Origin of the sequence: Actinoallomurus iriomotensis, assembly GCF_030269445.1 — a bacterium.
Classification (GTDB): Bacteria; Actinomycetota; Actinomycetes; order Streptosporangiales; family Streptosporangiaceae; genus Actinoallomurus; species Actinoallomurus iriomotensis.
On sequence record NZ_BSTJ01000021.1, the window covers coordinates 22158 to 47942 of the forward strand.

Here is a 25785-nt window from a genome sequence, read left to right on the forward strand (position 1 = left end):
GCGGACCGGTGGGATGCGGACGGTGTGGTGTGGGCGGCGGTGCTCGGGGCGCGGCTTGGTCGGCGTCATCGGCGGGCTTCGCCGGGCGCGGTCTCAGACGGTGATGACCTCGACGCCTGCCGAGCGTAGGCGGTTCAGCTCCGTCGGGTCGGCGGCCGAGTCGGTGACGAGCATCGCGACCTCCTCGATCGGGGCGATGCGGGTGAACGCACGGGTGCCCACCTTGGAGGAGTCGGCCAGGACGACGACGCGTGCGGCGGTGCGCATCAGGCAGTGGTCGGTCTGGGCCTCGACCTCGTCGTGCGTGCTGATGCCGCCGGTCGCGTCGATGCCGTCCACGCCGAGGAACACCAGGTCGAGGTGGATGCCGGCGAGGGCGCGGTCGGCGATCGGGCCGACCAGCTCGTACGACTCCGGGCGTACGCTGCCGCCCGTGACGACCAGGTCGATGGCCGAGCGTACGGAGAGGTCGCCGGCGATGTTGAGGGCGTTGGTGACGACCTTCAGCGACCGGCCGAGCGATCCGAGCGCGCGGGCCAGTTCGGTCGTCGTGGTGCCTCCGCCCAGGCCGACCGAGTGCACCGACTCGGTGACCAGGGGTACCGCGGCCTGCGCTATGCGGAGCTTCTCCTCCTGGTGGCGGCCGGTGCGGTAGCGCATCGGCAGTTCGTAGATCACCTCGGCCGCCACCGCGCCGCCGTGGGTGCGTTTGAGAAGCTGCTGTTCTTCGAGCGCTCGCAGGTCGCGGCGGATGGACGCGGGCGAGGCGTTCAGCTCGGTGGTGAGGTCGAGAACCGAGACCGTGCCGTTTTTCGCCAGCCGATCGAGGATCAGGCCCAGCCGCTCCTGTTGACGCATTCGATCACTATAAAGCACATTTGGCGCTTGATAATAGTCGTTGTCACGCGTTATTCGTCATCTGATCTGCACATTCGCTCACTTGAAGCCGGACGACGCGATCGACCGTACGAAGAAGCGCTGGGCGATCACGAACAGTACGAGTACCGGGATCTGGCTGGTCACGGTGCCGGCCATCAGCACCGGCCAGTTCGTCAGGTGGGAGCCCTGGAAGTTCTGCAGGCCCATCTGGACGGTCATGTTGCCCGGGCTCTGGATGGCGATCAGCGGCCACAGGAAGTCGTTCCAGACGTTGAGGAACGTGAGTACCGCCAGCGTCGCCAGGGTGGGGCCCATCAGCGGCAGCAGCACCCGTACGAGCGTGCGGAGGCGGCCGGCGCCGTCGATGCGGGCGGCCTCCTCCAGCTCGCGGGGCACGGTCGTGAAGAACTGGCGCATCAGGAAGACGCCGAACGGCGTCGCGAGGTTGGGTGCGATCAGCGCGCCGAGCGTGTCGGTCAGGTGCAGGTCGCGTACGACGATCAACGTCGGCAGCATGACGATCTGGAACGGCACCATCAGGGTGGCGAGCACCAGGACGAACAGCACGCGGCTGCCGAGGAAGGGGATCCGCGCGAACGCGTACCCGGCGAGCGCGCAGAACACCAGGTTGCCGAGCACGCAGGTGACCGAGACGACCGTGCTGTTGAGCAGCCAGTGCCCGAACGGCCCCTGGTGCCAGGCGTCCACGTAGTTCTGCCAGTGCACGCCGCCGGGCAGGCCGGGCGGGAAGCGCCGGGTCTCCGCCTGGGTGGAGATCGACAGCAGCACCATCCAGATGAGCGGTGCCAGCATCACCAGGGACAGCGGGATCAGCAGCAGGTGCAGCGGGCTGGGCCGCCGGCGCGGCCGCAGCGGGCCGCCGTCCTTCGTACGGACCGCCTGGCGTGGAAGAGCGAGGGTCATGTGTCAGCCCGCCTCGTAGTGGGAGCTCCGCCGGCCGAGCCACAGCTGAACGACGGTCACGATGAGGATCACCACGAACAGGGCGCAGCCGATGGCGGCGGCGTAACCGCCGTCGAAGTCGACGAACGCCTGCTGGTAGAGGTAGTAGACCAGCACGGTGCTGGCGTGCAGCGGCCCGCCCTTGGTCGTCACGTACACCTCGTCGAACAGCTGCAGCGCGTTGATGGTCAGCCAGACGAGCAGGAACGACGAGGCCGGCGCGAGCAGCGGCAGCTCCACCTTCCAGAACGCCTTCACCCGCCCGCAGCCGTCGAGGGCGGCGGCCTCCATCAGCTCGCGCGGCACGTTCTGCAGCGCGGACAGGTAGATGATGACGGCGAAGCCGAGCCAGCCCCACACGGTCATGCCGACCACGGCCGGCAATGCCTCGCCGGTGCTCTGGAAGAAACCCTGCTGGGGGAGGCCGAGCTTGTCGAGCCCGGCGTTGATCAGACCGATCTGCGGGTTGTACAGCCAGCTGAAGATCACACCGGTCGCGACGGTGGAGGTGACGAGCGGGGCGAACACCGCCATCCGGTAGAAGGTCATCCCGCGGACCTTCTGGTTGAGCAGCACGGCGATCGGGATGGCGAGCACCATCGTGACCGGCACGAACATCAGGCAGTAGTACAGCGTCTGCCGCGCGGCCTGCCAGAAGACCGGGTCGTGCACCATCTTCTGGTAGTTCGCCGCGCCCGACCAGGTGCCGGGCGAGGTCAGGTCGGTCTGCTGGAAGGACAGCAGCACCGACCACAGCACCGGCACCAGACCGAACACCGCGATGAGCAGCACCGCCGGGGACACGAACGCCCAGCCGGCGAGATGGTCGGCTCTCCGGAAGCGGCCGCCCCGCTTCCGCTCCGCCCGCGCGGCGCGCCGTCCCGTGGGCCGCCGGGCGGTGGCCACCGCCATCATGCCCCCGCGAGGATCTGGTCGACCTGCTGACGTGCCTGGTCGAGCGCGGCCTGTGGCTGTGCCTTGCCGAGGAGCACCGACTGTACGGCGGCGCCCAGGGCCTGGGAGATCTTCGGATACTCCGGAATGTTCGGGCGGGACTTGGTGGCGTTCTTGCTCAGGTTGTCGACGAAGACCTCGTTCGCCGGGTAGCGCTTGAGGAAGTCCTTGTAGCCGGGCAGTTTCGTCTCCGACTCGCGCAGCGGCAGGTCACCGGTGGCGACCGCGAACTTCAGATGTGTCTGCGCCGAGTCGAGCCATTGCAGGAAGGCCCACGCGGTCTTGCGGTCGCCCTTGTTGAACAGCATGTAATTGTCCGGGCCGGCGATGGTCGCGTGGTTGACCTTGGCGGGCAGGACCTGCGCGCCGTACGAGATGTCCTTGTTGATGCCGGACAGGTCCCAGGGGCCGGTCCAGAGCATCCCGATCTTCCCGGAGTTGAAGAGGTTCTGGTACTGCCCGTCGCCGGTGTCGAGGTAGACCGAGTGGTCGGTCACCGACATGTCGTGCAGCAGTTGCATGGCCTGCAGCCCGGCCGGTGAGTCGAACGCGGCCTTCTTGTTGTCGGGGGTGAGCAGGTCGCCGCCCGCCTGCCACAGCATCGCGATGTACCGCCAGACGGTGTCCTCGGTGCCGTCGTTGACGTACGCCCAGCCGTACCGGTGCTGGGACGCGTCGGTCAGCTTGCGGGCGGCGGCGCGGAAGTCGTCCCAGGTCCAGTTCGCCGTCGGGTACGAGAGACCGGCGGCGTCGAAGAGCTTCTTGTTGTAGACCAGCGCGAGGTTGTCCACGAGCGCGGGGACGCCGTAGATCTTGCCGTCGGGCGTGGTGGTCGCCTGCCGGGCGGCCGGGAAGAAGTCGTCCCACTGGAACGACGGGCTGCTCTTGACCAGCGAGGTGAGGTCCTGCGTCTGGTTGCGGGCGGCGAGCGTGTTGATCGACGAGCCGAACTCGTACGCGATGCCGGGCGCCTTGCCGGAGACGAAGGAGGCGAGCGTCTTCTTCAGCGCGTCGTCGTTGCTGCCGCCGAAGGTGACGTTCACCTTCTGGTCGGGATGGGCGGCGTTCCACTCCTGGCCGAGCTGGGCGATCGCCTTGGCCTCGACGTCGGTGTAGCCGTGCCACATGACCACCGCGCCGTGGGAGCCGCCCGAGCCGCCGGATCCGCCGGAACACGCGGCCAGGGACGCGAGGGCGAGTGTCGCCGCGCCCGCGGTGACCCGTACGCCGAGCCGCCGCCCGGCTCGTCTTGGTGTATCGCGCATCTCCACGACTCTCCCTAGAAACGACGGCACACCCGAGTGGCCGCCTCGGGTGTTCGGTGCTCGCTAACGATTGATAGGCGGGACTTTAGATCAGAAACAATCACCGAACAAGGCGTATCGCCAAGAAAGCGACAGCTCGACGCCCCCGTGAGCGCCGCCGCGGCCGATCTCGATCACTACGGCTCGCCGAGCGGCGGGCGGGCCGCGGCCGGGGGAGCTCCTGGGGGGGCGGCGGCGGGGTGGGTGCGCCGCGGCCTGGTTCGTACGGGCGGTGGCGATGGAGGCGTGATCGCTCGCTCAGTGTGGCGAACCCATCACTGACCTTGGTCCATTACTCGTGGTAACCATCTGTTTTCAATTTTGCCCGTTGACGCGATTTTTACCTGCGTTTTATGCTCCCCACGGATTTTCCCGGTGGGAAGGGGGGCGGTGCGTCAGGTCTCCGCCATATTTAATCGGCCGAGCCGACGCAGCTATCTTCCATCCTGCACCGATGCGCTGATGGATCGTGCAATTCGCCCCGCCGTTCATCCGTGCCCCAATAGGCCGGATCGCGATTCGCCGCACCTTTTCCCGGTCCCTCGTAGCCCCAATGAGGTGGTAGAGCCGTGCGCAGAAAAAGAACAAGGGTCCGCCGGCTGACGGCGGTCCTGACGGCCGGAGCGCTCCTGGGCGCCGGTATGAGCGGGGTGGCGTCAGCGGCTCAGAACGCCGCCGCGCCTCGCGGGCAGGCGCCCCGCTCAGGCGTCGGCGACCGCGACGCCCGTCCGGGGCACCGCGCCCCCTCGGCACGCCAGCGCGACCTGGTGGCACGGCAGCGGGTCGACGCCCGCTGGAACAACCTCGGCACGCCCACCAGCCTCGTCTCCCGCGACACGGCGCTGGCCACCGGCCTGCCCGCCGATCCGGCCACCGCGGCCCGTACCTATCTGTCCCAGCAGCACGAGATGCTCGGGCTTACCCAGAAGGCCGTCGACTCCCTCGAGGTCGTCGCGGTCAACCCGATCGGCGCGGGCTCGGCGGTCCTGTTCCGCGAACGCTTCGGGAGCCTGCCGGCCGGCTATGACGGGCTCGCGGCGGTCGGCGTGGCCGGCGGCAAGGTGTACCTGGTCAGCTCCACACTCGCCCCGGACGTCTCCACGCCCGCCCCGGCCACGCTCAGCGCCGCCGAGGCATTGGCGAAGGCGAGCCGCGACGCCGGCCTGAACAGCGGCACCGTGACCTCGCAGGGCTCCTCCGGCGGCTGGAGCCGCTTCGCGGCCAGCGAGCTGAGCGGCACGCAGAGCGCCAAGCTCGTCGCGGTGCCGATGCCCGAGGGCGGGGCCCGCACCGCGTACGAGGTGGCCGTCAACGACACCGACCAGAGCGGCACGCGGTCCTACACCAGCTACGTCGACGCCCGTACCGGCGAGGTCCTCATCCGCGAGGACAACGTCGCGGACGACTCCGCGAACGACGGCCCGGAGTGGAAGGCCTTCCCGGAGAACCCGCCGGCCGACTACTCCTCCAGGGACACCCGCGAGACCTGGTGCCTGACCGGGGCCAAGGGTTGCGACCGCGTGGTCGCCAACCCGGCCTCCCCCCTGGCCTGGGACGTCGACCCGGGCGTGAGCGCCACCGAGCCGACGCACACCACCCGCGGCAACAACGAGTGGGCGGCGCAGGACTGGCTCGACGCCACCGGCCGCGGCTTCAACCTGGACGGGTTCGCCAGCCCCCGTGCGGACCGCCGGTACACCTATCCCTGGACGAACCAGTGGTACCGGTCCAAGTGCGCGCCGGACACGTTCGACAGCCCGCAGCGCAATGACATCGACGCGGCGGACGCCAACCTGCTCGCCATGCACAACCGCATGCACGACTTCTCCTACAACCTCGGCTTCACCGAGTCGGCCTGGAACCTGCAGGACGACAACTTCGGCAAGGGCGGCCTCGGCGCCGACCCCGAGCACGGCAACTCCCAGTCGGGCGCCCGCGTGCCGGACGTGCTGATCCGGGACAACGCCAACCAGGCCACGCCGCCCGACGGCAATCCGCCGACCACGAACATGTACCTCTGGCAGGCGATCGCGGGCTCGTTCTACAGCCCCTGCGTCGACGGCGACTACGACATGTCGGTCATCGGGCACGAGTACACGCACGCCATCTCCAACCGGATGGTGGCCGGGCCGGACCGCGGCCTCAGCGGTTTCCAGGCGGGCGCGATGGGCGAGTCGTGGTCGGACCTGGACGCGATGGAGTACCTGGCCGCCAACGACCTGGTGCCGCGCGGTCAGTCGCCGTTCGTCACCGGCCAGTACGTCACCGGCAACGACGTGCGGGGCATCCGCGACTACGACCTGTCCAAGAACCCGCTGAACTACAGCGACCTCGGGTTCGACCTGACCGGTCCGGAGGTGCACGCCGACGGCGAGATCTGGAACGGCGTCAACTACGACCTCCGCCAGGCCTTCATCCACAAGTACGGCGCGGGCAACGTCGCGCTGAACAGGTCGTGCGCCGAGGGCAGGACGCCGGTCACGCGGTGCCCCGGCGACCGGCGGTGGATCCAGCTCGTCTACGACGGCTGGCTGCTCATGGCGAACGGCAACGTCTCGATGCTGGACGCGCGGGACGCGATGCTCGCCGCGGACCGGATCCGGTTCGGCGGTGCCGACCAGGATCTGCTCTGGAACGTCTTCGCCAAGCGCGGCATGGGCGACGGCGCGGCCAGCAACACCAACGCCGACGCGGACGCGACGCCGAGCTTCGCCTCGCCGTCCGCCCGCAACGCCACGGTGCGGTTCAGCGTGACCGACGACTCCGGCGCCCCGGTGCCGGGGGCGCGCGTCTTCGTCGGCGACTACCAGGGACGCGCGATGCCGGTCGCCGACACCGACGCGGCCACCGCGCTGCCGGACACCGCCTCGATGGTGGCGGGAGGCTACGCGTTCGTCGCCCAGGCGCCGGGCCACGGCCTGACCCGCTTGACCGCGCACGTGACGGCGGGCTCGCACCCGACGGTACGGGTGAAACTGCCGCGCAACGTCGCCTCGGCCTCCGCCGGTGCGACGGCGAGCGGCGACGGCGTCGACCTCGGCGCCCTCATCGACGACGACGAAGCCACCACCTGGGCGTACCTGGGCGCGCAGGCCGCGCCGGTGGCGGGTAAGGGCGTCACCGTGCGCCTCGCCGGCGACAAGCCGCAGCAGGTACGCCGGGTCCAGGTCAGCGCGCTGCTGCGCCCGGCGAACGCGCAGGACCCGGGCGGCGACACCCAGTCGCAGAACCGGTTCACCGCGCTGCGGTCGTTCCGGATCCTCGCGTGCACGGCCTCGGCCACCGTCGACTGCTCGCAGGCCAAGGACTACCGCCGGGTCTACACCAGCCCGCGGGACGCCTTCCCGGCGGCCAGGCCCCGGCCGGTGGCGCCGAACCTGACCATGCGCTCCTTCACGATCCCGAAGACGACCGCCACCCACCTGCGCTTCGAGGTCGCCGCCTCGCAGTGCACCGGCAACCCCGACTACGCGGGTCAGCAGACGAACGACCCGAACGTCCCGACCGACTGCACCGCCGGAAGCGCCTTCTCCGGCCAGGTGAGGGCCGCCGACTTCGAGGTGTTCACCCACTGATCCGGTCGCCCGCGACCCCGGCCGGGCCCCGCCGCCGTACGGTGGCGGGGCCCGGTCAGTCCGGAATCCGGGCGGACCACCGCAGGAGGAAGCCCAGCGCCTCGTGCGAAGGGGAGCCGGGCTCCGCGGTGTAGGCGACCAGCTGCTGGTCGGGGTGGGTGTCGACGGAGAACTGCTGGACGTCGAGGGTGAGCGTGCCCGCCACCGGATGGTGGTAGGTCTTGGCGAGCTGCCGGGGCCCGCGGACCTCATGGCCGGCCCACCAGGTGCGAAAGTCCGGGTCGCGGACGCTCAGCTCGCCGACGAGTGTGCTCAGGGCGGAGTCGTGGGGGTTACGGCCGGCCTCCATCCGCAGCACCGCGACGCATTCGCGGGCGGAGCGCGGCCAGTCCGCGTACAGCGACCGGAAGGCCTCGTCCAGGAAGGTCAGCCGGATCAGGTTGCGTTCGGCCGGGCGCAGCGCGCCGAAGTCGGTCAGCAGGGCGGAGATCCCCCGGTTCCAGGCCAGCACGTCCGTGCGGCGGTTCAAAACCATCGCCGGGACGTCGGGCATCGTGTCCAGCAGCTGCCGCAGCCGCGGGGCCACCTCCGCCCGGCCGGGCCGCCGCGCGGGGGCGGCGGGCGCGACGTCGGCGACCGTGAACAGGTAGTCCCGTTCGTCCGGGGCGAGCCGCAGCGCGCCGGCGAGCGCGTCGAGGACCGGCCGGGAGACCCGGCGGGTGCGTCCCTGCTCCAGCCGGACGATGTAGTCGACGCTGACGTGCGCGAGCCGGGCCAGCTCCTCCCGGCGCAGGCCCGGTACGCGGCGCAGCCGCCCGTCGTCCGGCAGGCCCGCCCGGTGCGGGTCGAGGGCGGCGCGGCGCGAGCGCAGGAACGTGCCCAGCTCGTTGCCGGTGGAGGGGGCCACGGGGGATGTCATGCCTCCAGTATCCGCCCCGCTCACGGCGACGTGCCTGGTACTGGCCCGCATAGGCAGGACCGTCCCTGGCACCCCGTACCCGGCGGCACGAGGCTGAAGACGTGGCCGCCGGACTCAGGCCGCCACCGGAGCCTGCGGGCCCCGCCCTCGTTTCGATCCGACGGGAGAACACCACCGTGCGAACGGACGTCACCTTCCTCAGCGCCGGCCTGAAGATCGCCGGCCACCTCTACACCCCGGACGGCGAGGCCGCCGGTCCCCGGCCGGCGATCGTCGTCGGCCACCCCGGCACCGGCGTGAAGGAACAGGCCGCCGGCCTGTACGCGCGGCACCTCGCCGAGCGGGGATTCGTCACCCTCGCGTTCGACGCCGCCTACCAGGGCGAGAGCGCCGGTGAGCCGCGCGGCCTGGAGGACCCGGCCCAGCGGGTCGAGGACATCAAGGCCGCGGTCTCCTTCCTCACCACCCGCGACGAGGTCGACCCGGGCCGCGTCGGCGTGCTGGGCATCTGCGCCTCCGGCGGGTACGCCCTCCCCGCCGCCGCGACCGACCATCGCGTCCGGGCCGTCGCCACCGTCAGCGCCGTCGACATCGCCCGCCAGTTCCGCGACGGCGCCGACGGCGCCCAGGACCCCGCGGTGATCCGGGGCATGCTGGAGGCGGCCGCGGCGGCGCGTACCGCCGAGGCGCGCGGCGCGGGCGTCCAGACGTTCCCTCTCTTCCCGGACACCGAGGAGGAGGCGCGCCGGGGCGGCCCGCACGTCTTCGAGGGCTGGGAGTACTACCGCACGCCTCGCGCCGAGCACCCGCGTTCGGCCAAGTCGCTGACCTGGACCAGCGTCGACCGCATCGTCACCTTCGACGCCTTCCGCTCCCTCGGCCTCCTCGGCTCGCGCCCGCTGCTCCTGATCGCCGGCCGGGAGGCGGTGACCTCCTGGATGAGCGTGGAGGCGTTCCAGCGGGCGCCCGGCCCGAAGGAACTGCACTGGATCGACGGCGCGAGCCACGTCGACCTCTACGACAGAGAGCAGTACGTCGGCCCCGCGGTCGCGGAGCTGTCCCGCTTCTTCGGCGCGCACCTGGCCGAGGCCGCGTGAACTCTGAGGTCAGCCGGCCATCGTGAGGCCGCCGCTGACGCTCAGCACCTGCCCGGTGACGAAAGAGGCCGCGTCGGAGGCGAAGAACAGCACCGCCGCGGCGACCTCGTCGGGCCGGGCCGGCCGGCGGAACGGAATCGCCCGGATCAGCGCCTCCCTGAGCTTTTCCGGCAGCGCGTTGAACAGCGGGGTGTCCGTCGGCCCCGGGCACACGCAGTTGACGTTGATCCGGTGCCGGGCCATCTCGCGGGCCAGCGACTTGGTGAGCGCGATGACCCCGCCCTTGGCTCCGGCGTAGATGCTCTCGCCGGAACTGCCGACCCGGCCCGCGTCGCTGGCGATGTTCACCACCTTGCCGCCGGCCCCGGCCTCGATCATCGGCGGGAGGAAGGCCCGGCACAGGTAGACCGGTCCGAGGTAGTTGATGTCGACGACCTTCCGGGCGAAGTCCGGGCCGGCGTCGAGGAACGCGCCGGTGACGTCCCAGCCCGCCGCGTTGACGAGCACGTTCGGCGCGCCGACCTCACCGCACACCGCGTCGCGCAGCGCCTCGACCGCGCCGGGATCGGCGACGTCGACCCGCCGGGCGGCGACCGGCCCGGGATGGCCGGCGGCCCTGGCGTCGGCGGCGGTGGCCTCGGCGCCGGCCAGATCCAGGTCGGCCGCGACAACGTGGGCGCCGGTGCCGGCCAGGCCCAGCGCGATGGCGCGGCCGATGCCCGAACCCGCCCCGGTGACCAGCGCGATCCGTTCCGTCATGAGGCCTCCTCGTCGATTATCCGGGAAAAGGGGATGGGCCGGGGCGCTAATCTTCATACCGCAGGAAAAGGGAGGTGACGGTTCGGTGTCCAAGCGCCGCGACTTCGCCGGCTTCCACACCCGGACACCGAACGAGGCCCGGGTGGTGGACTACCTTCTGGGCGGCAAGGACAACTTCGCCGCCGACCGGGAGGCCGCCGAGCGGGCCATCGCGCTCGCGCCGGGGCTGCCGATGATGGCGCTCGAGAGTCGCAGGTTCCTCGGCCGGGTCGTGCGCTTCCTCGTCGAGGCGGGGATACGGCAGTTCATCGACCTCGGCTGCGGCCTGCCCACGCAGAACAACGCGCACGAGGTCGCCCAGGCCGCCACGCCGGAGGCGCGGGTGGTCTACGTCGACTTCGACCCGGTCGTGGTCACGCACGCGCGCGCCCTCCTGGCCGACAACGTACGGACCAGCGTGGTCCAGGCCGACGTGCGCGATCCCGACCTGATCCTCGGCCATCCCGACCTGGTGCGGCTCATCGACCTGAAGCGGCCCGTCGCGATCCTGCTGATCTCGACGCTCCAGGCCGTTCCGGAGGACGAGGTGGTCCTGGACATCGTCACCCGCCTGCGCGAGGCGATCTGCCCGGGCAGCTGGATGGTGATCTCGCATCCGACCTCCGACGACCGGCCCGAGGTGACCGGGCGGCTCGCCGCGATGTTCCAGGACGAGGAGATCGTCAAGGGCACGCGACGCCGCGACAACCTGCGCACCCGGGCCGAGATCGAGCCGTACTTCGACGGCCTGGAGCTGGCCGACCCGGGCATCGTACGGATCCCGGCCTGGCGCCCGGACGGGGCCGGACCGGGCGTCGACCCGGAGTCCGTGTGGGCGATCGCCGGAGTCGGCCGCAAACCCGCGTAGGCGTCAGCCGAGTCCCAGCGGCAGGAACCGCAGGGACCGGAACTCCAGGTTGTGGTGCCACTCGGGTTCACCGGCCGGCCGGATCTTCGGGAACCGGGCGAACAGTGCCGTGAAGAACCACTTGAGCTGGAGTCCGGCGATCTGCCGGCCGAGGCAGGAGTGCGGCCCGGAGCCGAACGAGAGGTTCCTGCCGCTGTTCGCCCGGCCGAGGTCGAAGGCGTCCGGCCGCGGGAACACGCGGTGGTCCCGGTTCGCCGCGCCGAGGAAGAGCGCGACGCACCGTCCCTTCTCGATCCGCACGCCGCCGATTTCGAGGTCCTCCTTGGCGACGCGCCAGGTGAACTGGTTGGAGGCGTTGTAGCGCACCACCTCGTTGACCGCGTTGTCGGCGCACGCGCGTTCGGTCAGGAAACGCCCGATCTGCGGCTGGTTCCGGGCGAAGGAGAGCATGCCGCTGCTGGCCGAGCCGGGCGTCGTGGGCGCGTACAGCGCGATGAGCAGCAGGACGAGCTGGTGCGTCGTCTGCTCGAACGTGGCCTCGGCGTCCTCCTGAGCGGCCGCGAGACGCGCGATGACCGTGTCCGGAAGAACCCGGCCTCGGCCGCCCCGGATCAGCTCTCGCGCGTAGGTGTGCAGCTCCGTGAGGTGTTCGAGCAGGCGGTCGAACTCCATCGGCTGGTCTCGCGGGCCGGACCAGTAGGTCATGAGCGCGTTCACCCGGGGGACGACGAAGTCCAGGTCCTCCTCGGGCACGCCGAAGGCGTGGACCGAGGTGCGGACGGGCAGCCGCAGGGCCAGTTCTGACACGGCGTCGATCTCCGTGGCACGGCGCGGAACGGTGGCGACCAGATCGGCCGTGACGCGTCGGATGACCTCGCCGTAATGGTCGTGCGCCGCGCGGCTGAAAGCCGGATGGGTGGATCTTCGCAGTGAGTCGTGCAGCGGAGGATCGGTGTACATCATCACGTTCTTGGTGAAGCGGTGATAGATGTTGCCGGGCGGCACCGAGCGGCCGTCGAATTTCACGCGCAGGACTTCTTCCATGCGCTCCGCCGTGAGCCGTGAGTCCGTCAGCGCGCCGGCGCAGTCGGCGTACCTCAGGACGGCCCAGGCGTTGAGGCCGTCACACCAGTGGACCGGCTCGCATTCGGCCAGCTCAGCGTAGACGGGATAGGGGTCGGGGATGATGCCGGGATCCGCTAATCGCGAAGAATTGTGCACGGGTCCACTCCTTCCGTGCGGATGAAATGTAGTCGGGGATGCTGTCACCTTACGACTTTCCCTTGCCGAGGGTGTCCTTTTTCGGGGTTGACGAAGAAATTCAACAGCTGTAGAATTCAATGCCTGTTGAATGGCATGATCGCCGAATTCGGGAGGTCCCGCTGTGTGGGCCATGGTGACCAAGGAGTTTCGCCAGCTGCGGCGTGACCGGCGCACGCTGGCGATGATGATCGTTCTTCCCGTGCTGCTGCTGGTCGTCTTCGGCTACGCCGCCAGCTTCAACGTCCACGAGATCCCGACGGTCGTGGTCGGTCCCGGCGCCTCGCGTGCCGCCGCCTCCCTCCGGCCGCCGTTCGACGTGACGCGCGTGGACGCCGGCGCCGATGAGTCCGCGGCCCGGTCCGACATCGCGCACGGCCGGGCCGTCGTCGCGCTGGTGACCCGGCCGGGAACAGGCATGTCGGTTCTGCTGGACGGCACTCAGCTGTTCTCGGCGCAGGCCGCGCAGAGCGCCCTCGCGCGCACCGGGGCCCTCGGCGCGTCCGCGCACGTCACGATCCTGTACAACCCGAGGCTCAAGACCTCATGGATCATGGTGCCGGGCCTGGCCGGCCTTATCCTGGCGTTCGTCGGCACGGTGATCACGAGTCTCGGCGTCGTGCGCGAGCGTCAGGCCGGCACGCTCGAACAGCTCGCGGTCATGCCCCTGCGCCCGTGGGACGTCATCATCGGGAAGATCATCCCGTACTTCCTCGTGGCGGCGGCCGACCTCACCGCGATCGTGGTCATCGGGAGGCTGCTGTTCGGAGTGCCCTTCGCCGGCAACGTCGGGGTCTTCGCGCTCGGCGCGATGCTGTTCCTCCTCGTCACCCTCGGCATGGGCGTCCTCATCTCGACCGTCTCGCAGAACCAGGGGCAGGCCATCCAGCTCGCGCTGATGACCCTGCTGCCCCAGATCCTGCTGTCCGGCCTGATCTTCCCGCTGTCGTCCATGGCGGCGGGCGTCCGGTGGATCTCCTACGTCCTGCCGCTCACCTACTTCGTCCGGCTCAGCCGCGCCGTCATGCTGAAGGGCACCTCGATCACCGGACTGTGGCAGCCCCTCGTACTGCTGGCCCTCCTGGGCGTCGCGGTGCTCGGCCTCGCCGTGCTCCGCTTCCGCCGCGACCTGGCTCCGGGCGGCGGCGACGGAGACGAGGAGCCGGCCGTACGCGAGTCGGTGACCGCGTGAGCGAGCGAAGCGAGCGAACCAGAGACACGCGGGCCGAGATCACTCCTCCGACGAAGGAGGGTTCATGAGGTGGGGACTGGACGGGGTGACCGTCCGGTTCGGCTCGCGGGTCGCGCTCGCGGACGTGACCGTGCCGGCGGAGCCCTCGGCCGTGACGGTCGTGGTCGGCGGCGACGGCGCGGGCAAGTCGACCTGCCTGCGGAGCCTCGTCGGGCTGGTGCGGCCCGACGAGGGGCGCGTGAGCCGCCCGCCCAAGACGAGGATCGGGTACGTCCCGGCCACCGGCGGGCTCTACCCCGACCTGACCGTAGCGGAGAACCTCGCCTTCGCCGTGTCGTCGTACGGGGTCCGGGGCGCCGACGTCGGCGCGATGCTCGACCGGATCGGCCTGGCGGGTGCCCGTGACCGGCTGGGCGGGCGGTTGTCCGGCGGGATGCAACGGAAGCTGTCCGTCGGGCTGGCGCTCATCCACGGCCCCGACCTGCTGGTCCTCGACGAGCCCACCACGGGCGTCGACCCGGTGAGCCGCATGGAGCTGTGGCGGCTCGTGTCCGGCGCGGCCGCCGGCGGCACCGCGGTGGTCGTCGCCACGACCTACGTCAACGAGGCCGAGCGCGGCACCCGCGCCGTCCTGCTGGACGACGGGCGGGTGCTGGCCGATGGTTCCGCCGCCGACATCGCCGCGGGCGTGCCCGGCGCGGTCGGCCGCCGCCGCGCCCGCGACGGTGTGTCCCCGGGCGGTGAATGGTGGCGCCGCGGCGCCGGCTGGCGTGTGTGGTCGCCGTCGGGCGACCTTCCGGAGGGAACGGAGGCGGTACGGCCCGATCTCCACGACGCCGCGATCGTGGCGGCCCTCGCCGCCGAGCGTGGCACCGGCGGCCGGTCCGCCGGTGCGAAGGAGGAGTGACCGATGCTCGCTCAGGCGCAGGAGGTCTCGGTCCGGTTCGGTTCGTTCACCGCGGTGCGCGCGGTGAACATGACCGTCGGCCCGGGGGAGGTGGTCGGCCTGCTCGGCGCGAACGGCGCCGGCAAGACCACGCTGATCCGGGTCCTGCTCGGCCTGCTGCGGCCGAGCGCCGGGCGGGCGCGGCTGTTCGGGGCCCGGCCGTCGCTGGAGACGCGGCGTTCGGTGGGCTATGTCCCGCAGACGCTCGGCCTGTACTCCGACCTGACGGTCCGGGAGAACTGGAGCTTCGCCGCCTCCGCCTTCGGCCGTGCCGGCACCCGCGTGCCGGCCGACCTCCGGCCCTGGGAGGATGATCTCGTCGGCGGGCTGTCCCTCGGCGTGGCGCGGCGCGTCGCGTTCGCGGTCGCCCTGTCGCACGAGCCGAAGCTGTTCGTCCTGGACGAGCCGACCTCCGGCGTCGGCCCGCTCGGCGCGGCCCGGCTGTGGCAGGAGATCCGGCAGGCCGCCGAGCAGGGGGCGGGCGTCCTGGTGACGACGCACAACATGGAGGAGGCCGAGCAGTGCGACCGGCTGTACGTGATGGTCGCCGGCCGGGTCGAGGCCGAGGGCGCCGTCGCGGAGGTGATCGGCGACCGGACGGTCCTGGAGGTGCGCTGCGCCGACTGGATGCGCGCCTACCAGGCGCTCGACGACCACGGCTTCGCCGTCCAGGCCCACGGCTCCGTGTTGCGGGTGCCGGTGCCGCCGGGCGAACGCGACACGGTGACCGGCCTGCTGGAGCATGCCGGCATGGACGTCACCGTACGGGTCCGGCCCGCCGGCCTGGAGGAGGCGTTCATGGCGATCCTGGGAGACGGGAGGGCGGCTCATGACCCGCACGGGGCGCAGGCCGGGGGCTCCGCACACGCGTGAGGCGATCATGACCGCCGCCCGGCGCTGCTTCGGCACGTCGGGGTATGAGGCGACCTCGCTCCGGCGGGTCGCGGACGAGGCCGGGGTGGACCCCGCGTTGCTGATCCACTACTTCGGGAGCAAGGAGGGCCTGTTCACCGCCGCGATGGGGCTGCCGTTCCGGCCGTCGGAGCTGTTCGCCGGGCTGCCGGAGATGACGCTGCCCGAGGCGGCGCGGACCATCGCCGGTCTCTTCCTCCGGCTGGCCGACGGCGACGACAGCCGGAACGCCATGCTCGCCCTGGTCCGCTCGGCGGTGTCGAACGAGCGGGCGGCCGCCATGCTCCGGGAGTTCGTCACCGAGGAACTCCTCACCATCATCGGCGGCGTCTCGACCCGTGCCGACGCGCGCATGCGCGCGTCGCTGGTGGCCGCCCAGCTCATCGGCGTCGCCATGCTCCGGCACGTCGTGAAGATCGAGACGCTCGCCGACGCGTCCCCGGAGGAGATCGTCGCGCTCGTCGCTCCGGTGATCGAGCAGTACCTGCGGTAGGGCCCGCGCGGCTCAGGCGAGGCTCTCGCCGCCGTCGACGGTGAGGACCTGGCCGGTGACGTAGTTGTTGGCCATGAGGAAGAGCGCCGAGGCGGCGGCCTCCTCGGCGGTGCCGAAGCGGCCGAGGGGAGCGGTCGATCCTGCCTCGGCGACCGCGTCGTCGGAGTCCAGCGACGGGAGCGAGCGCAGGAGCGGGGTGTCGATCCGGCCGTAGCGGACGGTGTTCACGCGCAGCCGCGCGGGGGCGAGCTCCACGGCCAGGGCTTTGGTGAGCGTCTCCACGGCGCCGGCGGCCGACAGCGGGACGGTCATGCCCGGAGCGGGGCGGAGCACGAGGATCCCCGAGCTGAACGTGATCGAGCCTCCCGCGGGAAGCCGGGTCGCCGCCGTACGGGCGATGGCGAAGGTCGTCCCGAGGAGGGCGTCGAAGGTCGCGCGGACGTCGTCGGCCGACAGCCCGGTCACCGGGCCGGTGCCGCTGAGGCCGCCCGCGGTGACGAAGACGTGGTCGACGTGACCCGCCCCGTCGAAGGCCTCGGCGAGGGTCCGCTCGTCTCCGCCGTCGCCGGAGACGCCCAGCACGGCGTCGTCGGGATCCTCGGCCGGGCCCGCGCTTCGTACCCGGGAGACGGCGGCCTTCAGTCGGCCGGGGTCGCGGCCGACCAGCACGACGCGGGCGCCGACCGAACGCAGCAGGACGCCCGCCGCCAGGCCGATGCCCGAGCTTCCGCCGATGAGGACGGCGGTCGTACCGGAGAGGGCACTCGTCAGCGGCGAACGAACGGGAATGGGAGCGCTCATGTAAGAACCCTTCGGGAATAAACCATCTGGTTGTTTTAGAAGCTGCCTCGATACTGCCGTGTGAGAGGAGAGGAGTCAACCGGATGGTTTAATTCGTGCATGGCCTATGACGCGGAGGACACCAGGCGGCGGATCTTCGAGGCCGCCGCCGCCGAGTTCGCCGAGCACGGCCTGGCCGGGGCCAGGGTCGACCGGATCGCGACCGCCGCCCGGGCCAACAAGCAGGCCATCTACCTGTACTACGGGAGCAAGGAGAAGCTGTTCGCCGCCATCGTGCGGGCGAAGCTGGAAGAGGTCCGCGTCTCCGTGTTCATCGACCCGGACGCGGTGGCCGAGTCGGTCGGGCAGATGTTCGACTGGTACCGGGAACACCCGGAGCTGATCAGGCTGCTGCTGTGGGAGGCGCTGGAGGTGCGCGACGACGCGGACGACAGCGAACGGGAGCGCCTCTACGGCTTCCGCGAGAAGGTCGACCGGCTCGTGGACGCAGGCGTGGCCCGGCACCTCCCCGAGGACGCCCGCGTCCGCGCCGCCCAGGACCTGCTGTTCACCATCATTGGACTGATCGCCTGGAACTTCGCGGTGCCCAGGACGTGCCGCGCCGTCCTGGGCGAGGAGACCGAACAGGCCGCCCTGGACCGCCGCCGCGAGACGGTCATCGCCACCGCCCGCCGGCTCGCCACCGCGCCGGACCCCTCACGCTGACCCGGCGGACGCGGCCGTCTCAGTTCGGGTGGGTCAGTTCGGTGGTGAGCCACTGGAAGCATCGCGGCAGCATGGTGCTCCACACGCCCGTGTTGTGTCCGCCGCGTGGCACCACGTACGTGGCGACGAGCGTCGGTGGCCGGGTCGCCTTGACCATGCCGTCGATGGCGGCGGTGGTGCCGGGGTCCTGGCGGCTGGTGGCCAGGAGCAGGTCGACGCGGGGCCGCCGCCGGCGGACCACCACGGGCAGGTTCTCGCCCGGCAGCCGCGTCAGGCCCGGCGTGGACGGGGTGAAGTATCCGGCGAGGCTGACCCCGGCGCGGAACAGCCGCGGATACTGAACCGGCAGCTTGGCCGCGCAGTAGCCGCCCGTGGAGTACCCCATCGTGCCCCAGGCGTCACGACCCGGCAGGGTGCGGAAGTCCGCCGTGATGACGCTGCGGACGTCTTCGGTCAGCCAGGTCGCGACCTTCGGGCCGCGTGGGACGTCGACGCACTCGGTGTCGTGGCCCGGCCACACGGTGATGGTCGGCGCGACCAGGATGTACGGCTGCGCGGTGCCCTTCTCGACGTCCCGGGTCAGCTGCTCCGGGCCCCGCATCGCGTGGAACCAGGCGGTGGGCGTGCCCGGGAAGCCGGTGAACAGCTCCACCACGGGGAAGCGCCGCCGCGGTTCGAGCCGGTACTGCGGCGGCAGCCACACCCACACCCTGCTGCGGATGCCGGACCTGGCCCCGGCGAACGTGGCCTCCAGCGTGTGGTCGGCGGCCGGATGGAAGTCGTGGGGCACCGAAGGCGGCCCGCCGGCGTGCGCCGGCTGCTCGATCGGGGCGTTCGCGCCGTCGTCGCCGGCCAGGTCGCCCCAGGACGCGAAGAACTCGTAGTGATCGTTGAGGACGACGCCGACCGCGATGATGGCGGTGACCTGGCAGGCCAGGATCAGCGACAGCCGCGCCGGCCACGCGGCCGGGCCGCGGACGCGGCCCCACAGGACGGCGCACGCCACCGGACACCCCAGCGCCAGCACGATCGTCGCGACGAGCAGCGGCCAGCCCAGCAGACCCACCGCAGTCCTCCTGACCCCCGGGTGGCGCCGCCCCCACGCGGGCGACGGCTCGTTCCGGGTCTACCGCGTACGGGCCGTCGAGTAGAAGAGCGTTTGCCGTCCGTTGGCGGACTTCTGTCGATGCCATAACACGCGTTCACCTGGCGTGAAGGAACGGATGGGTACGACTTGTGTCGAACCGGGCGAGCCGCCGGACACGGGGCCGCCGCGGCGTACGGAGGCGACCCGGCCGGTTCAACTTCTACTCACCTGTAGTAGCTTGTGGGCACCGTGCGGGCGGCGCGCCCGCGTGGCCCCGACAGCCCGAGCGTGGAAGGCCGCCGATGTCCCTGACCTATCCCGAGGCGATCGTGGTCGGCCTCTTCCAGGGCGTGACCGAGCTGTTCCCGGTCTCCAGCCTCGGCCACAGCGTCATCATCCCGGCGCTGATCGGCGGCCGGTGGGCCCGCGACCTGAACGTCTCGGCGCCCGAGTCGCCGTACCTGGCGTTCATCGTCGGCCTGCACGTCACCACGGCCCTCGCCCTGCTCGTCTTCTTCTGGCGCGACTGGGTGCGGATCGTCGGCGGGCTCCTCACCTCGATCCGGGACCGGCGCATCGAGACGCCGGACCAGAGGCTGGCCTGGCTGCTGATCGTCGCCACCGTCCCGGTCGGCGTCGCCGGCCTGCTGCTGGAGCACACCTTCCGCACCGTGCTCGGCAAGCCCCTGCCGTCCTCGCTGTTCCTGGCCGTCAACGGCGTGGTCCTGTACGGCGGCGAGCTGCTGCGCCGCCGCGCCGCCAAGCGCGTCGACACCGCCACCATGGGCGCCCCCGACGAGCGTCTTCCCCCCGATGTCGTCTCCGACCGGCGGCTCGCCGGGCTCGGCTGGGGTGAGAGCGTCCTGATCGGCGCGGCCGAGATCCTCGCCCTGCTGCCCGGCATCAGCCGCTCGGGCGCGACCATGGTCGCCGGCCTGGCCCGCGGCCTGTCCCACGAGGACGCCGCGCGCTTCTCCTTCCTGCTGGCCACGCCCGTCATCCTCGCCGCCGGCATGTTGAAGATCCCCGACCTGACCGGGCCGCTCGGCGCCGGGATCCACGGGCAGGTGCTGGCCGGCAGCATCGTCTCCGGCATCGGCGCCTACGTCGCCGTACGGTTCCTCGTCCGCTACTTCGAGACCCGCACCCTCATCCCGTTCGCCGTCTACTGCACCGTCGCGGGCCTGGCCTCCGCCGCCTACCTCGCCCTCACCTGAGCCCGAAGGCCCCTCGATGACCCGACCCGGCCCGATCCCCGCCACGATGCGGGCGGCCGTCCTGTACGGCGCGGGCGACCTGCGGGTCGTCGACCGTCCGGTCCCCGAGCCGCGGGCGGAGGAGGTCCTCGTACGGGTGGCGATGTGCGGCATCTGCGGCACCGACCTGAAGATCCTCGACGGGCGGTTCCCGCAGACCCCGCCGTACGGCGACTACGTTCCGGGCCACGAGTGGACCGGCACCGTGGTGGCCACCGGTTCCACGGTGGACGAGCTCGCGCCCGGCGACCGGGTGTGCATCGAGGCGCACCACGGCTGCGGGCGATGCGCCAGCTGCCTGGCCGGCAAGTACACCGCGTGCCTCAACTACGGCGATCCCGGCAAGGGGCACCGGGCCAGCGGCATGACGGTGAACGGCGGCTTCGCGCAGTACGCGCTCCACCACGTCGGCGCGCTCTACCGCCTGCCGGACCGCGTCGGCGCGGATGACGCCGTGCTCCTCACCACGGCCGGCACCGGCCTGTACGGCCTGGAGACCGCGGGCGGCTACGTCGCCGGTCAGGACGTCGTGGTGTTCGGGCCCGGCGCGGTCGGGCTGATGACCGTCCAGCTGTGCAAACGCATGGGCGCGGCCCGGGTGATCCTGGTCGGCACCCGGGAGTCCCGGCTGCGGCTCGGCCGCGACCTGGGGGCCGACCACACCGTGGACGCCACCGAGACCGACCCGGTCCGTGCGGTGCTCGACCTCACCGGCGGCCAGGGCGCCGACCTGGTCATCGAGGCGTCCGGGGGGCTGGACGCGCCGGACCAGTGCGGCCGGGCGGTCAGGCGCGGCGGCAAGATCTTGTTCCTCGCCTTCTACCCGGAGGCCGTACGGCTCGACCTGAGCGGGGTGATCCGCAAGGACGTCACCCTGTACACCGCGCGCGGCGAGGGCGGCGGCAACGTCCGGCGCGGCGTCGCGCTGGCCGCGGCGGGAATGCTCCGGTGCGGGGAGCTCATCACCCATCGCTTCGCGCTGGAGGACATCGGCGAGGCGTTCCGGGTCCTGCGGGAGCGCGCCGGCGAGCCGCTGAAGGTCGTCGTCGTCCCCTGACCGAGCGCCGGCCGACGGAAAGAGCGCCATGGACCACCGGATCCCGCCTCCGATCGGTGGCTCACCCGCCCTTTCGGCCGTGGTGGCGGCCCTCCCGCTGGCCGTGCTGCTCGTGCTGCTCGGCGGGTTCCGCGTGCGGTCCGACCTGGCGGCGGCCGGGAGCCTGCTCGCCGCCCTGGCGATCGCCGTGCTCGCGTTCCGCCTGCCGGTGGTGACGGCGGTGAGCGGTACGGCGCAGGGCGCCGCGTTCGGCGTCTTCCCGATCGTGTGGATCATGGTCAACGCACTGTGGGTGAACCGGCTGCTCGCCGCTTCGGGACTGCTCTCGGTGGTACGGGACACGTTCGCCGGCGTGTCACCGGACCACCGGGTCCAGGCGCTCGTGCTGGCGTTCTGCTTCGGTTCCGTCCTGGAGGCCCTCGCCGGGTTCGGCGCGCCCGTGGTGGTGATCGCGGCGATCCTCCTGGCGCTGGGGCTCACGCCGATCCGCGCGGCGACCGTCGCCATGTTCGCCGACGCGGCGGGGACCGCGTTCGGGTCGATGGGAAACCCGATCGTCGCCCTCAGCCGGGCGGCGAACCTGCCGGCGGCGGAACTGGGCCGCATGGTCGGCCGGCAGGCCGCGATCGTGGCGGTCTTCATGCCGTTCGTCATCCTGCTCGTACTGGACGGACGGCGCGGGCTGCGGGAGCTGTGGCCGGTCGGGCTGGTGGCCGGGCTCGGCTTCGCGACCGGGCAGGTCGTGACGTCCAACTTCATCGCCTTCCCGCTGTCGGACCTGATCGGCGCGCTGCTGGCCACCCTGGCGGCCGCCGTCCTGCTGTGGCGGTGGTCGCCCGCCGAGCCCGCGACGCCTCCCGGCTCCGGGCCGGGCCCCGGCGCACGCGCCGTCGAGGCGCCCACGCGGCACCCGCTCGCGACGAGAGTGCGGGCGTTCGTCCCGTACATGGTGCTGGTCGTGCTCCTCGCGGTGGTCTCGGTCCACGGTCCGGCGGCGCGGTTCGCGACCGGCCTGGGAGTGCGGTTCTCCTGGCCGGGCGTGCCGGTCTCCGGCGTCAACGGCACGCCGCCGGGCCTGCACGTCTTCCGGTTCGACTGGCTGAGCGCCACCGGCACGGTGCTGCTCGTGACCGGCCTCCTCTCGCTGCCGGTGCTGCGGCTGCCGGTGCGCACCGCGCTGCGCGAGTACGGCGCGGCGGCGGCGCGGACCCGCCGTGCCGCGGTCACCGTGGTCCTGGTGCTCGGCCTGGCGTACCTGATGAACTACTCGGGCCAGGCGGTCGCCATCGGCGCCTGGCTGGCCGGCGCGGGCGGCGCGTTCGTCCTGCTGTCGCCGGTGCTCGGCTGGCTCGGCGTGGCCGCGACCGGCTCCGACACGTCGGCGAACGCGCTCTTCGGCGCCGTGCAGGTGGCGGCGGCGGGCCGGATCGGGGTGAGCCCGGTGCTGCTCGCGGCGACCAACAGCGAGGCGGGCGTGCTGGGCAAGCTGGTCAGCCCGCAGAACCTCGCCATGGTCGCGGCGGTCGTGGGAATGGCGGGCCGGGAGGGGACCCTCTTCCGGCGCACCTTCCCGTGGAGCGCCGGCTGCCTCGCCGGGTTCACCGTCCTGGTGTACCTGATGGCGTACGGCCCGCTGTCCTGGATGGTCCCGTGACGACCCCGCGGAAGACCCGAGATGATCGTCGTGCCGACGCCCGACCCGACGTCCGACAGAGGAGAACCCACGATGACCCACCGCGGATCGCTGACGATCCGGCGTGCCTCGCTCGTCGATCCCGATGCCGAGAACGTCCGGGAGAACACGCGCATCCGCGTCGAGGACGGGATCGTCGTCGAGGTCGGCCCGGACCCCGGCGGTCCGGTCTCCTCCGCCGAGGTGGACGCGGCCGGGCTGTACGCACTGCCGGGCCTGATCGACTGTCACGTGCACGTCATCGCGCACACCGTCGACGAGTACGCGCTCACCATGGAGCCGCCGTCGTACGTCACCGCCCGCGCGGCCGTCGAGCTGCGGGCGATGCTCGGGCGCGGATTCACGACCGTACGCGACATGGCCGGCGCGGACCACGGCCTCGTCCGCGCGGTGGCCGAGGGAGTGCTGCCGGGTCCCCGGCTGTTCGCCGGCGGAAAGGCGCTCTCACAGACGGGCGGCCACGGCGACCTTCGTCCGGCCGGGCAGAACGTGCACGACACCCACTACTGGACGCCGGGCCTGGGCCGGGTCTGCGACGGGGTGGCGGAGGTACGGCGGGCGGTGCGCGACGAGATCCGCCGGGGCGCCGCCCACATCAAGCTGATGCTGTCCGGCGGATGCTCCAGCCCCACCGACCGGATCGGGTCGCTGCAGTTCTCCGAAGAGGAGATCGCCGCCGCCGTCGAGGAGGCGGCCGCGGCGGGCGTCTACTGCGCCGGGCACGCCTACACCTCCGCGGCGGTCGAGCGCGCGCTGCGGCTCGGCGTCCGCACCATCGAGCACGGCAACCTGATCGACGAGTCCGTGCCGGCGCTCTTCGCCGAGCACGACGCCTTCTACGTGCCCACCCTGATCACCTACACCGCCCTCGCCGAGGACGGCGCGGCGCACGGCCTGTCGCCCGAGAGCCGCGCGAAGACCCTGGAGGTGCTCGACGGCGGCCTGCACGCCCTCGAACTCGCCGACCGGGCCGGCGCGCCGATCGCGTTCGGCACCGACCTGCTGGGCCCGCTGCGGACACGCCAGTCCGAGGAGTTCCGCGTACGCGCCCAGGTGCAGACCTCCGGCGCGATCCTGCGCTCGGCGACGACGGTCGCCGCCCGCCTGCTCGGCCAGGAGGGCCGGCTGGGCGTGATCGCTCCGCAGGCGCACGCCGACATCGTTCTGACCAGGCATGATCCGCTGTCCGACATCACCCGCCTCGCCGAGCCGGCCGAGGAGATCGCCCTCGTCATCCAGTCCGGTACGCCCACCGCGCGATGACGCGGGACCCGTCACGGCCGGAGCCTCTACGGGCGGCTGTCTGCCGGGGCTGCTCGCTCCGCCGGGGTTCGCCTTCGTCGTCGCCTATCCGTTGAGCGGGGACGTGCTGCGCCGCGCGGGCATCCGGCCCCAGGCCGTCACGCACGTCGCCGAGACGCACCGGATGGTGCGGGCGATCACCTCGGGAGACGTCCTGGAGAGCACCGCGATCAACAAGCGGTTCCACACGTCCGCCGGCGGCCGGACGTTCCTGTCGTGGGACGTCGAGCTCACGGATGCCGGCGGTCATCTGGTGGGGACCACGTCCAGCACGGTGCTGCTGCGCGCCGGCGAGCGGTGGCCGGAACGCTCACCGGCCGGGCCCGTCGCGCCGGTCCGGGACGAGCTGCGGCACCGCGCCCGCTACCACGTCACCCGCGGCCACGTGGCGAGGTACTGCGGCGTCAGCGGGGACGTGCACCCGGTGCACTGGTCGGACGCGGCGGCGCGTCGCTCCGGGCTGCCCGGAGTGATCATGCATGGCAGCCTGCTGTTCGCGGTCGTGGCACGAGCGGCGTCCTGCGCGTGCGGAGGACCGGCGAGCGTGGCCGAGCTGGGCGCGCGCTTGCCGGCACCGGTCGAGGTCCCGGACGACGAGGGCACCGTCGTGGAGGTGGCGGCCGGCGATCCGGACGCGGACGGAACGGTGGCCCTGGACGCCCGGGTCGGCGGCCGGCCCGTACTGACCTCCGCATGGGCCAGGCCGAAGGCGCCGTCGGCTACGAGACGAGCGGCGAGGTGCGCGGACGAGCGCGGCGGTGCAGCCAGGCCAGGCCCACGGCCGTGAGCACGGCGCCGGCGGTGAGGTCGTAGCGCCCGCCGAGTCCGACGAACGCGTCGAGGACGGCGAAGAAGCCGAGGATCCCGGTGACCACGCACAGCCCGTCGCGGCCGAACGGGCCCGTGGTGGCCCAGCGCCGGACGGCCAGGACACCGGCCAGGAGCGGTGCCAGGGTCAGGGCGACTCCGGCCGGCCACGGCAGGCCCGTCGACGGAACCGCGTAGACGAGCACGAAGTGCGCGCCGGTACAGGCGAAGGCCGTGACCACGAGCAGCCGCGGCCGAGGGCGGCGTGACGGAGCGCGGGCCGGGCGCGGCAGGTGCCGGGAGAGGTACGCGCCCACCACGAACAGGACGCCGATCCCGAGCGCCACGAGCGCCGGACCGAGCGGTGGCCGCACGTAGCTCTCGTAGGTGAGGAACAGGACCAGCGGCATCCCGGCCGCCGCGACGAGCAGGCCGCGCGGGCGGACCCAGGCGCGGTCGCGGTCGCCGGGGAACAGCCGGGTGACGACGATGACCGACGAGCAGACGCTCACCGCGGCGTGGAAGGCCGTGAGATGCGTGGCGAGCAACAGGTTCGTGTGCCAGATTCGGGCGTAGTCGCCGACGCCGCTGTGCCGCGCGTACGCCGGGTCGAACCAGAACCGGTCGACCAGCGCCTCCTCGTAGACCCCGTACGCCATGCCGAGCAGGATCAGCCCGGGCAGGCCGAGCCCCCACCGGTGCGCCAGCTCGCGGCACAGCAGCGCCCCGCAGCCGTACAGCGCGACGAACAGCGCGAGGTTCCACGGCAGCAACAGATCGAGTGGAGGGGTCGCGGTCGAGAGCACCTCACCCAGGTATGGGGCCGACAGCAGCAGCACGAGGACGGGACGCCAGGCCATGCACCGATCCTGGGCCCGACCAGGTGGCGTCCACTACCGACTTGGGTAGCCGTGCGC

Annotated in this window: 23 protein-coding genes; 13 read left to right on the plus strand and 10 right to left on the minus strand. The window is 72.0% G+C overall.

Annotated features, from left to right (window positions below):
* Nucleotides 1-93: 93 nt before the first annotated feature.
* The 4 genes from QSK37_RS49175 to QSK37_RS49190 all read right to left on the minus strand — a co-directional run bounded on the left by QSK37_RS49175 (nucleotide 94) and on the right by QSK37_RS49190 (nucleotide 4061).
* Nucleotides 94-858 (minus strand): DeoR/GlpR family DNA-binding transcription regulator, encoded by a 765-nt coding sequence (locus tag QSK37_RS49175; protein ID WP_285581859.1) that lies wholly within the window; start codon nucleotides 856-858, stop codon nucleotides 94-96.
* Nucleotides 859-936: 78 nt separating this feature from the next.
* On the minus strand, nucleotides 937-1803 hold the full coding sequence (locus QSK37_RS49180) for a carbohydrate ABC transporter permease (RefSeq protein ID WP_285636389.1): 867 nt from the start codon (nucleotides 1801-1803) through the stop codon (nucleotides 937-939).
* 3 nt (nucleotides 1804-1806) lie between these two features.
* A complete protein-coding gene (locus QSK37_RS49185; RefSeq protein WP_285636391.1) occupies nucleotides 1807-2754 on the minus strand; it encodes a carbohydrate ABC transporter permease in 948 nt (315 codons plus the stop codon).
* The gene (locus tag QSK37_RS49190) at nucleotides 2754-4061 is read right to left on the minus strand and encodes an ABC transporter substrate-binding protein (RefSeq protein WP_285636394.1); all 1308 of its coding nucleotides are present in this window, start codon (nucleotides 4059-4061) and stop codon (nucleotides 2754-2756) included. Before QSK37_RS49190 ends, QSK37_RS49185 begins: the two co-directional genes overlap by 1 nt.
* A gap of 608 nt (nucleotides 4062-4669) precedes the next feature.
* Between QSK37_RS49190 and QSK37_RS49195 the strand changes: the two genes are divergently transcribed.
* The gene (locus QSK37_RS49195) at nucleotides 4670-7675 is read left to right on the plus strand and encodes a M36 family metallopeptidase (RefSeq protein ID WP_285636396.1); all 3006 of its coding nucleotides are present in this window, start codon (nucleotides 4670-4672) and stop codon (nucleotides 7673-7675) included.
* Nucleotides 7676-7730: 55 nt separating this feature from the next.
* Here the strand turns inward: QSK37_RS49195 and QSK37_RS49200 are convergent, their stop codons facing one another.
* Complete coding sequence (locus QSK37_RS49200; protein ID WP_285636398.1) at nucleotides 7731-8594, minus strand: helix-turn-helix transcriptional regulator; 864 nt, start codon at nucleotides 8592-8594, stop codon at nucleotides 7731-7733.
* Nucleotides 8595-8770: 176 nt separating this feature from the next.
* Between QSK37_RS49200 and QSK37_RS49205 the strand changes: the two genes are divergently transcribed.
* Complete coding sequence (locus QSK37_RS49205; RefSeq protein WP_285636400.1) at nucleotides 8771-9691, plus strand: alpha/beta hydrolase; 921 nt, start codon at nucleotides 8771-8773, stop codon at nucleotides 9689-9691.
* 9 nt (nucleotides 9692-9700) lie between these two features.
* Here QSK37_RS49205 and QSK37_RS49210 read toward each other — a convergent pair whose 3' ends face one another.
* Nucleotides 9701-10450, minus strand: coding sequence for an SDR family NAD(P)-dependent oxidoreductase (locus QSK37_RS49210; RefSeq protein ID WP_285636402.1), 750 nt, complete (start codon nucleotides 10448-10450; stop codon nucleotides 9701-9703).
* Between the two features lie 85 nt (nucleotides 10451-10535).
* Between QSK37_RS49210 and QSK37_RS49215 the strand changes: the two genes are divergently transcribed.
* A complete protein-coding gene (locus QSK37_RS49215) occupies nucleotides 10536-11357 on the plus strand; it encodes an SAM-dependent methyltransferase (RefSeq protein WP_285636404.1) in 822 nt (273 codons plus the stop codon).
* Nucleotides 11358-11360: 3 nt separating this feature from the next.
* Here QSK37_RS49215 and txtE read toward each other — a convergent pair whose 3' ends face one another.
* On the minus strand, nucleotides 11361-12578 hold the full coding sequence (gene txtE, locus QSK37_RS49220; protein ID WP_285636406.1) for a 4-nitrotryptophan synthase: 1218 nt from the start codon (nucleotides 12576-12578) through the stop codon (nucleotides 11361-11363).
* 175 nt (nucleotides 12579-12753) lie between these two features.
* Between txtE and QSK37_RS49225 the strand changes: the two genes are divergently transcribed.
* The 4 genes from QSK37_RS49225 to QSK37_RS49240 all read left to right on the plus strand — a co-directional run bounded on the left by QSK37_RS49225 (nucleotide 12754) and on the right by QSK37_RS49240 (nucleotide 16160).
* On the plus strand, nucleotides 12754-13809 hold the full coding sequence (locus tag QSK37_RS49225; RefSeq protein ID WP_285636408.1) for an ABC transporter permease: 1056 nt from the start codon (nucleotides 12754-12756) through the stop codon (nucleotides 13807-13809).
* A gap of 64 nt (nucleotides 13810-13873) precedes the next feature.
* Entirely contained in the window at nucleotides 13874-14716 is an 843-nt protein-coding gene (locus QSK37_RS49230) for an ABC transporter ATP-binding protein (RefSeq protein ID WP_285636410.1), read from the plus strand.
* Between the two features lie 3 nt (nucleotides 14717-14719).
* Entirely contained in the window at nucleotides 14720-15628 is a 909-nt protein-coding gene (locus QSK37_RS49235; protein WP_285636412.1) for an ABC transporter ATP-binding protein, read from the plus strand.
* The gene (locus QSK37_RS49240; protein WP_285581879.1) at nucleotides 15585-16160 is read left to right on the plus strand and encodes a TetR/AcrR family transcriptional regulator; all 576 of its coding nucleotides are present in this window, start codon (nucleotides 15585-15587) and stop codon (nucleotides 16158-16160) included. The genes QSK37_RS49235 and QSK37_RS49240 overlap by 44 nt, the downstream gene beginning before the upstream one ends.
* Nucleotides 16161-16172: 12 nt before the next feature.
* Here QSK37_RS49240 and QSK37_RS49245 read toward each other — a convergent pair whose 3' ends face one another.
* The gene (locus QSK37_RS49245) at nucleotides 16173-16961 is read right to left on the minus strand and encodes an SDR family NAD(P)-dependent oxidoreductase (RefSeq protein ID WP_285636415.1); all 789 of its coding nucleotides are present in this window, start codon (nucleotides 16959-16961) and stop codon (nucleotides 16173-16175) included.
* 99 nt (nucleotides 16962-17060) lie between these two features.
* Here QSK37_RS49245 and QSK37_RS49250 point away from each other — a divergent pair, with 99 nt between their 5' ends.
* Nucleotides 17061-17666, plus strand: a complete 606-nt coding sequence (locus tag QSK37_RS49250) for a TetR/AcrR family transcriptional regulator (RefSeq protein ID WP_285636418.1) — start codon at nucleotides 17061-17063, stop codon at nucleotides 17664-17666.
* Between the two features lie 19 nt (nucleotides 17667-17685).
* On the opposite strand, the gene QSK37_RS49255 is transcribed toward QSK37_RS49250, so the two are convergent.
* Nucleotides 17686-18732, minus strand: coding sequence for an alpha/beta hydrolase (locus tag QSK37_RS49255; RefSeq protein ID WP_285636421.1), 1047 nt, complete (start codon nucleotides 18730-18732; stop codon nucleotides 17686-17688).
* A 323-nt stretch (nucleotides 18733-19055) separates the two neighbouring features.
* Between QSK37_RS49255 and QSK37_RS49260 the strand changes: the two genes are divergently transcribed.
* From QSK37_RS49260 to QSK37_RS49280, 5 genes are all read left to right on the plus strand, one after another.
* A complete protein-coding gene (locus QSK37_RS49260; protein ID WP_285636424.1) occupies nucleotides 19056-19970 on the plus strand; it encodes an undecaprenyl-diphosphate phosphatase in 915 nt (304 codons plus the stop codon).
* Nucleotides 19971-19986: 16 nt separating this feature from the next.
* The gene (locus QSK37_RS49265) at nucleotides 19987-21066 is read left to right on the plus strand and encodes a zinc-dependent alcohol dehydrogenase (RefSeq protein ID WP_285636426.1); all 1080 of its coding nucleotides are present in this window, start codon (nucleotides 19987-19989) and stop codon (nucleotides 21064-21066) included.
* 28 nt (nucleotides 21067-21094) lie between these two features.
* Nucleotides 21095-22720 carry an L-lactate permease gene (locus QSK37_RS49270; protein ID WP_285636429.1) on the plus strand — a complete coding sequence of 542 codons (1626 nt, stop codon included), beginning with the start codon at nucleotides 21095-21097 and terminating at the stop codon, nucleotides 22718-22720.
* A gap of 72 nt (nucleotides 22721-22792) precedes the next feature.
* Nucleotides 22793-24022: a metal-dependent hydrolase family protein gene (locus tag QSK37_RS49275; protein WP_285636432.1), complete on the plus strand. Its 1230-nt coding sequence runs from the start codon at nucleotides 22793-22795 to the stop codon at nucleotides 24020-24022.
* A 103-nt stretch (nucleotides 24023-24125) separates the two neighbouring features.
* The gene (locus tag QSK37_RS49280; RefSeq protein WP_285636435.1) at nucleotides 24126-24848 is read left to right on the plus strand and encodes a MaoC/PaaZ C-terminal domain-containing protein; all 723 of its coding nucleotides are present in this window, start codon (nucleotides 24126-24128) and stop codon (nucleotides 24846-24848) included.
* Here the strand turns inward: QSK37_RS49280 and QSK37_RS49285 are convergent.
* Entirely contained in the window at nucleotides 24781-25728 is a 948-nt protein-coding gene (locus QSK37_RS49285) for a hypothetical protein (protein ID WP_285636438.1), read from the minus strand. The two genes, QSK37_RS49280 and QSK37_RS49285, sit on opposite strands and share 68 nt — an antisense overlap.
* Nucleotides 25729-25785: the final 57 nt, after the last annotated feature.

Excerpts from the sequence above, each read along its gene's own strand:
- QSK37_RS49265 (WP_285636426.1), top strand. The coding sequence starts at position 19,987 with ATGACCCGACCCGGCCCGATCCCCGCCACGATGCGGGCGGCCGTCCTG.
- QSK37_RS49185 (WP_285636391.1), bottom strand. The coding sequence starts at position 2,754 with ATGGCGGTGGCCACCGCCCGGCGGCCCACGGGACGGCGCGCCGCGCGG.
- QSK37_RS49180 (WP_285636389.1), bottom strand. The coding sequence starts at position 1,803 with ATGACCCTCGCTCTTCCACGCCAGGCGGTCCGTACGAAGGACGGCGGC.
- QSK37_RS49235 (WP_285636412.1), top strand. The coding sequence starts at position 14,720 with ATGCTCGCTCAGGCGCAGGAGGTCTCGGTCCGGTTCGGTTCGTTCACC.
- QSK37_RS49200 (WP_285636398.1), bottom strand. The coding sequence starts at position 8,594 with ATGACATCCCCCGTGGCCCCCTCCACCGGCAACGAGCTGGGCACGTTC.
- QSK37_RS49270 (WP_285636429.1), top strand. The coding sequence starts at position 21,095 with ATGGACCACCGGATCCCGCCTCCGATCGGTGGCTCACCCGCCCTTTCG.
- QSK37_RS49210 (WP_285636402.1), bottom strand. The coding sequence starts at position 10,450 with ATGACGGAACGGATCGCGCTGGTCACCGGGGCGGGTTCGGGCATCGGC.
- QSK37_RS49175 (WP_285581859.1), bottom strand. The coding sequence starts at position 858 with ATGCGTCAACAGGAGCGGCTGGGCCTGATCCTCGATCGGCTGGCGAAA.
- QSK37_RS49250 (WP_285636418.1), top strand. The coding sequence starts at position 17,061 with ATGGCCTATGACGCGGAGGACACCAGGCGGCGGATCTTCGAGGCCGCC.
- QSK37_RS49285 (WP_285636438.1), bottom strand. The coding sequence starts at position 25,728 with ATGGCCTGGCGTCCCGTCCTCGTGCTGCTGCTGTCGGCCCCATACCTG.
- QSK37_RS49230 (WP_285636410.1), top strand. The coding sequence starts at position 13,874 with ATGAGGTGGGGACTGGACGGGGTGACCGTCCGGTTCGGCTCGCGGGTC.
- QSK37_RS49245 (WP_285636415.1), bottom strand. The coding sequence starts at position 16,961 with ATGAGCGCTCCCATTCCCGTTCGTTCGCCGCTGACGAGTGCCCTCTCC.
- QSK37_RS49240 (WP_285581879.1), top strand. The coding sequence starts at position 15,585 with ATGACCCGCACGGGGCGCAGGCCGGGGGCTCCGCACACGCGTGAGGCG.
- QSK37_RS49260 (WP_285636424.1), top strand. The coding sequence starts at position 19,056 with ATGTCCCTGACCTATCCCGAGGCGATCGTGGTCGGCCTCTTCCAGGGC.
- QSK37_RS49275 (WP_285636432.1), top strand. The coding sequence starts at position 22,793 with ATGACCCACCGCGGATCGCTGACGATCCGGCGTGCCTCGCTCGTCGAT.
- QSK37_RS49190 (WP_285636394.1), bottom strand. The coding sequence starts at position 4,061 with ATGCGCGATACACCAAGACGAGCCGGGCGGCGGCTCGGCGTACGGGTC.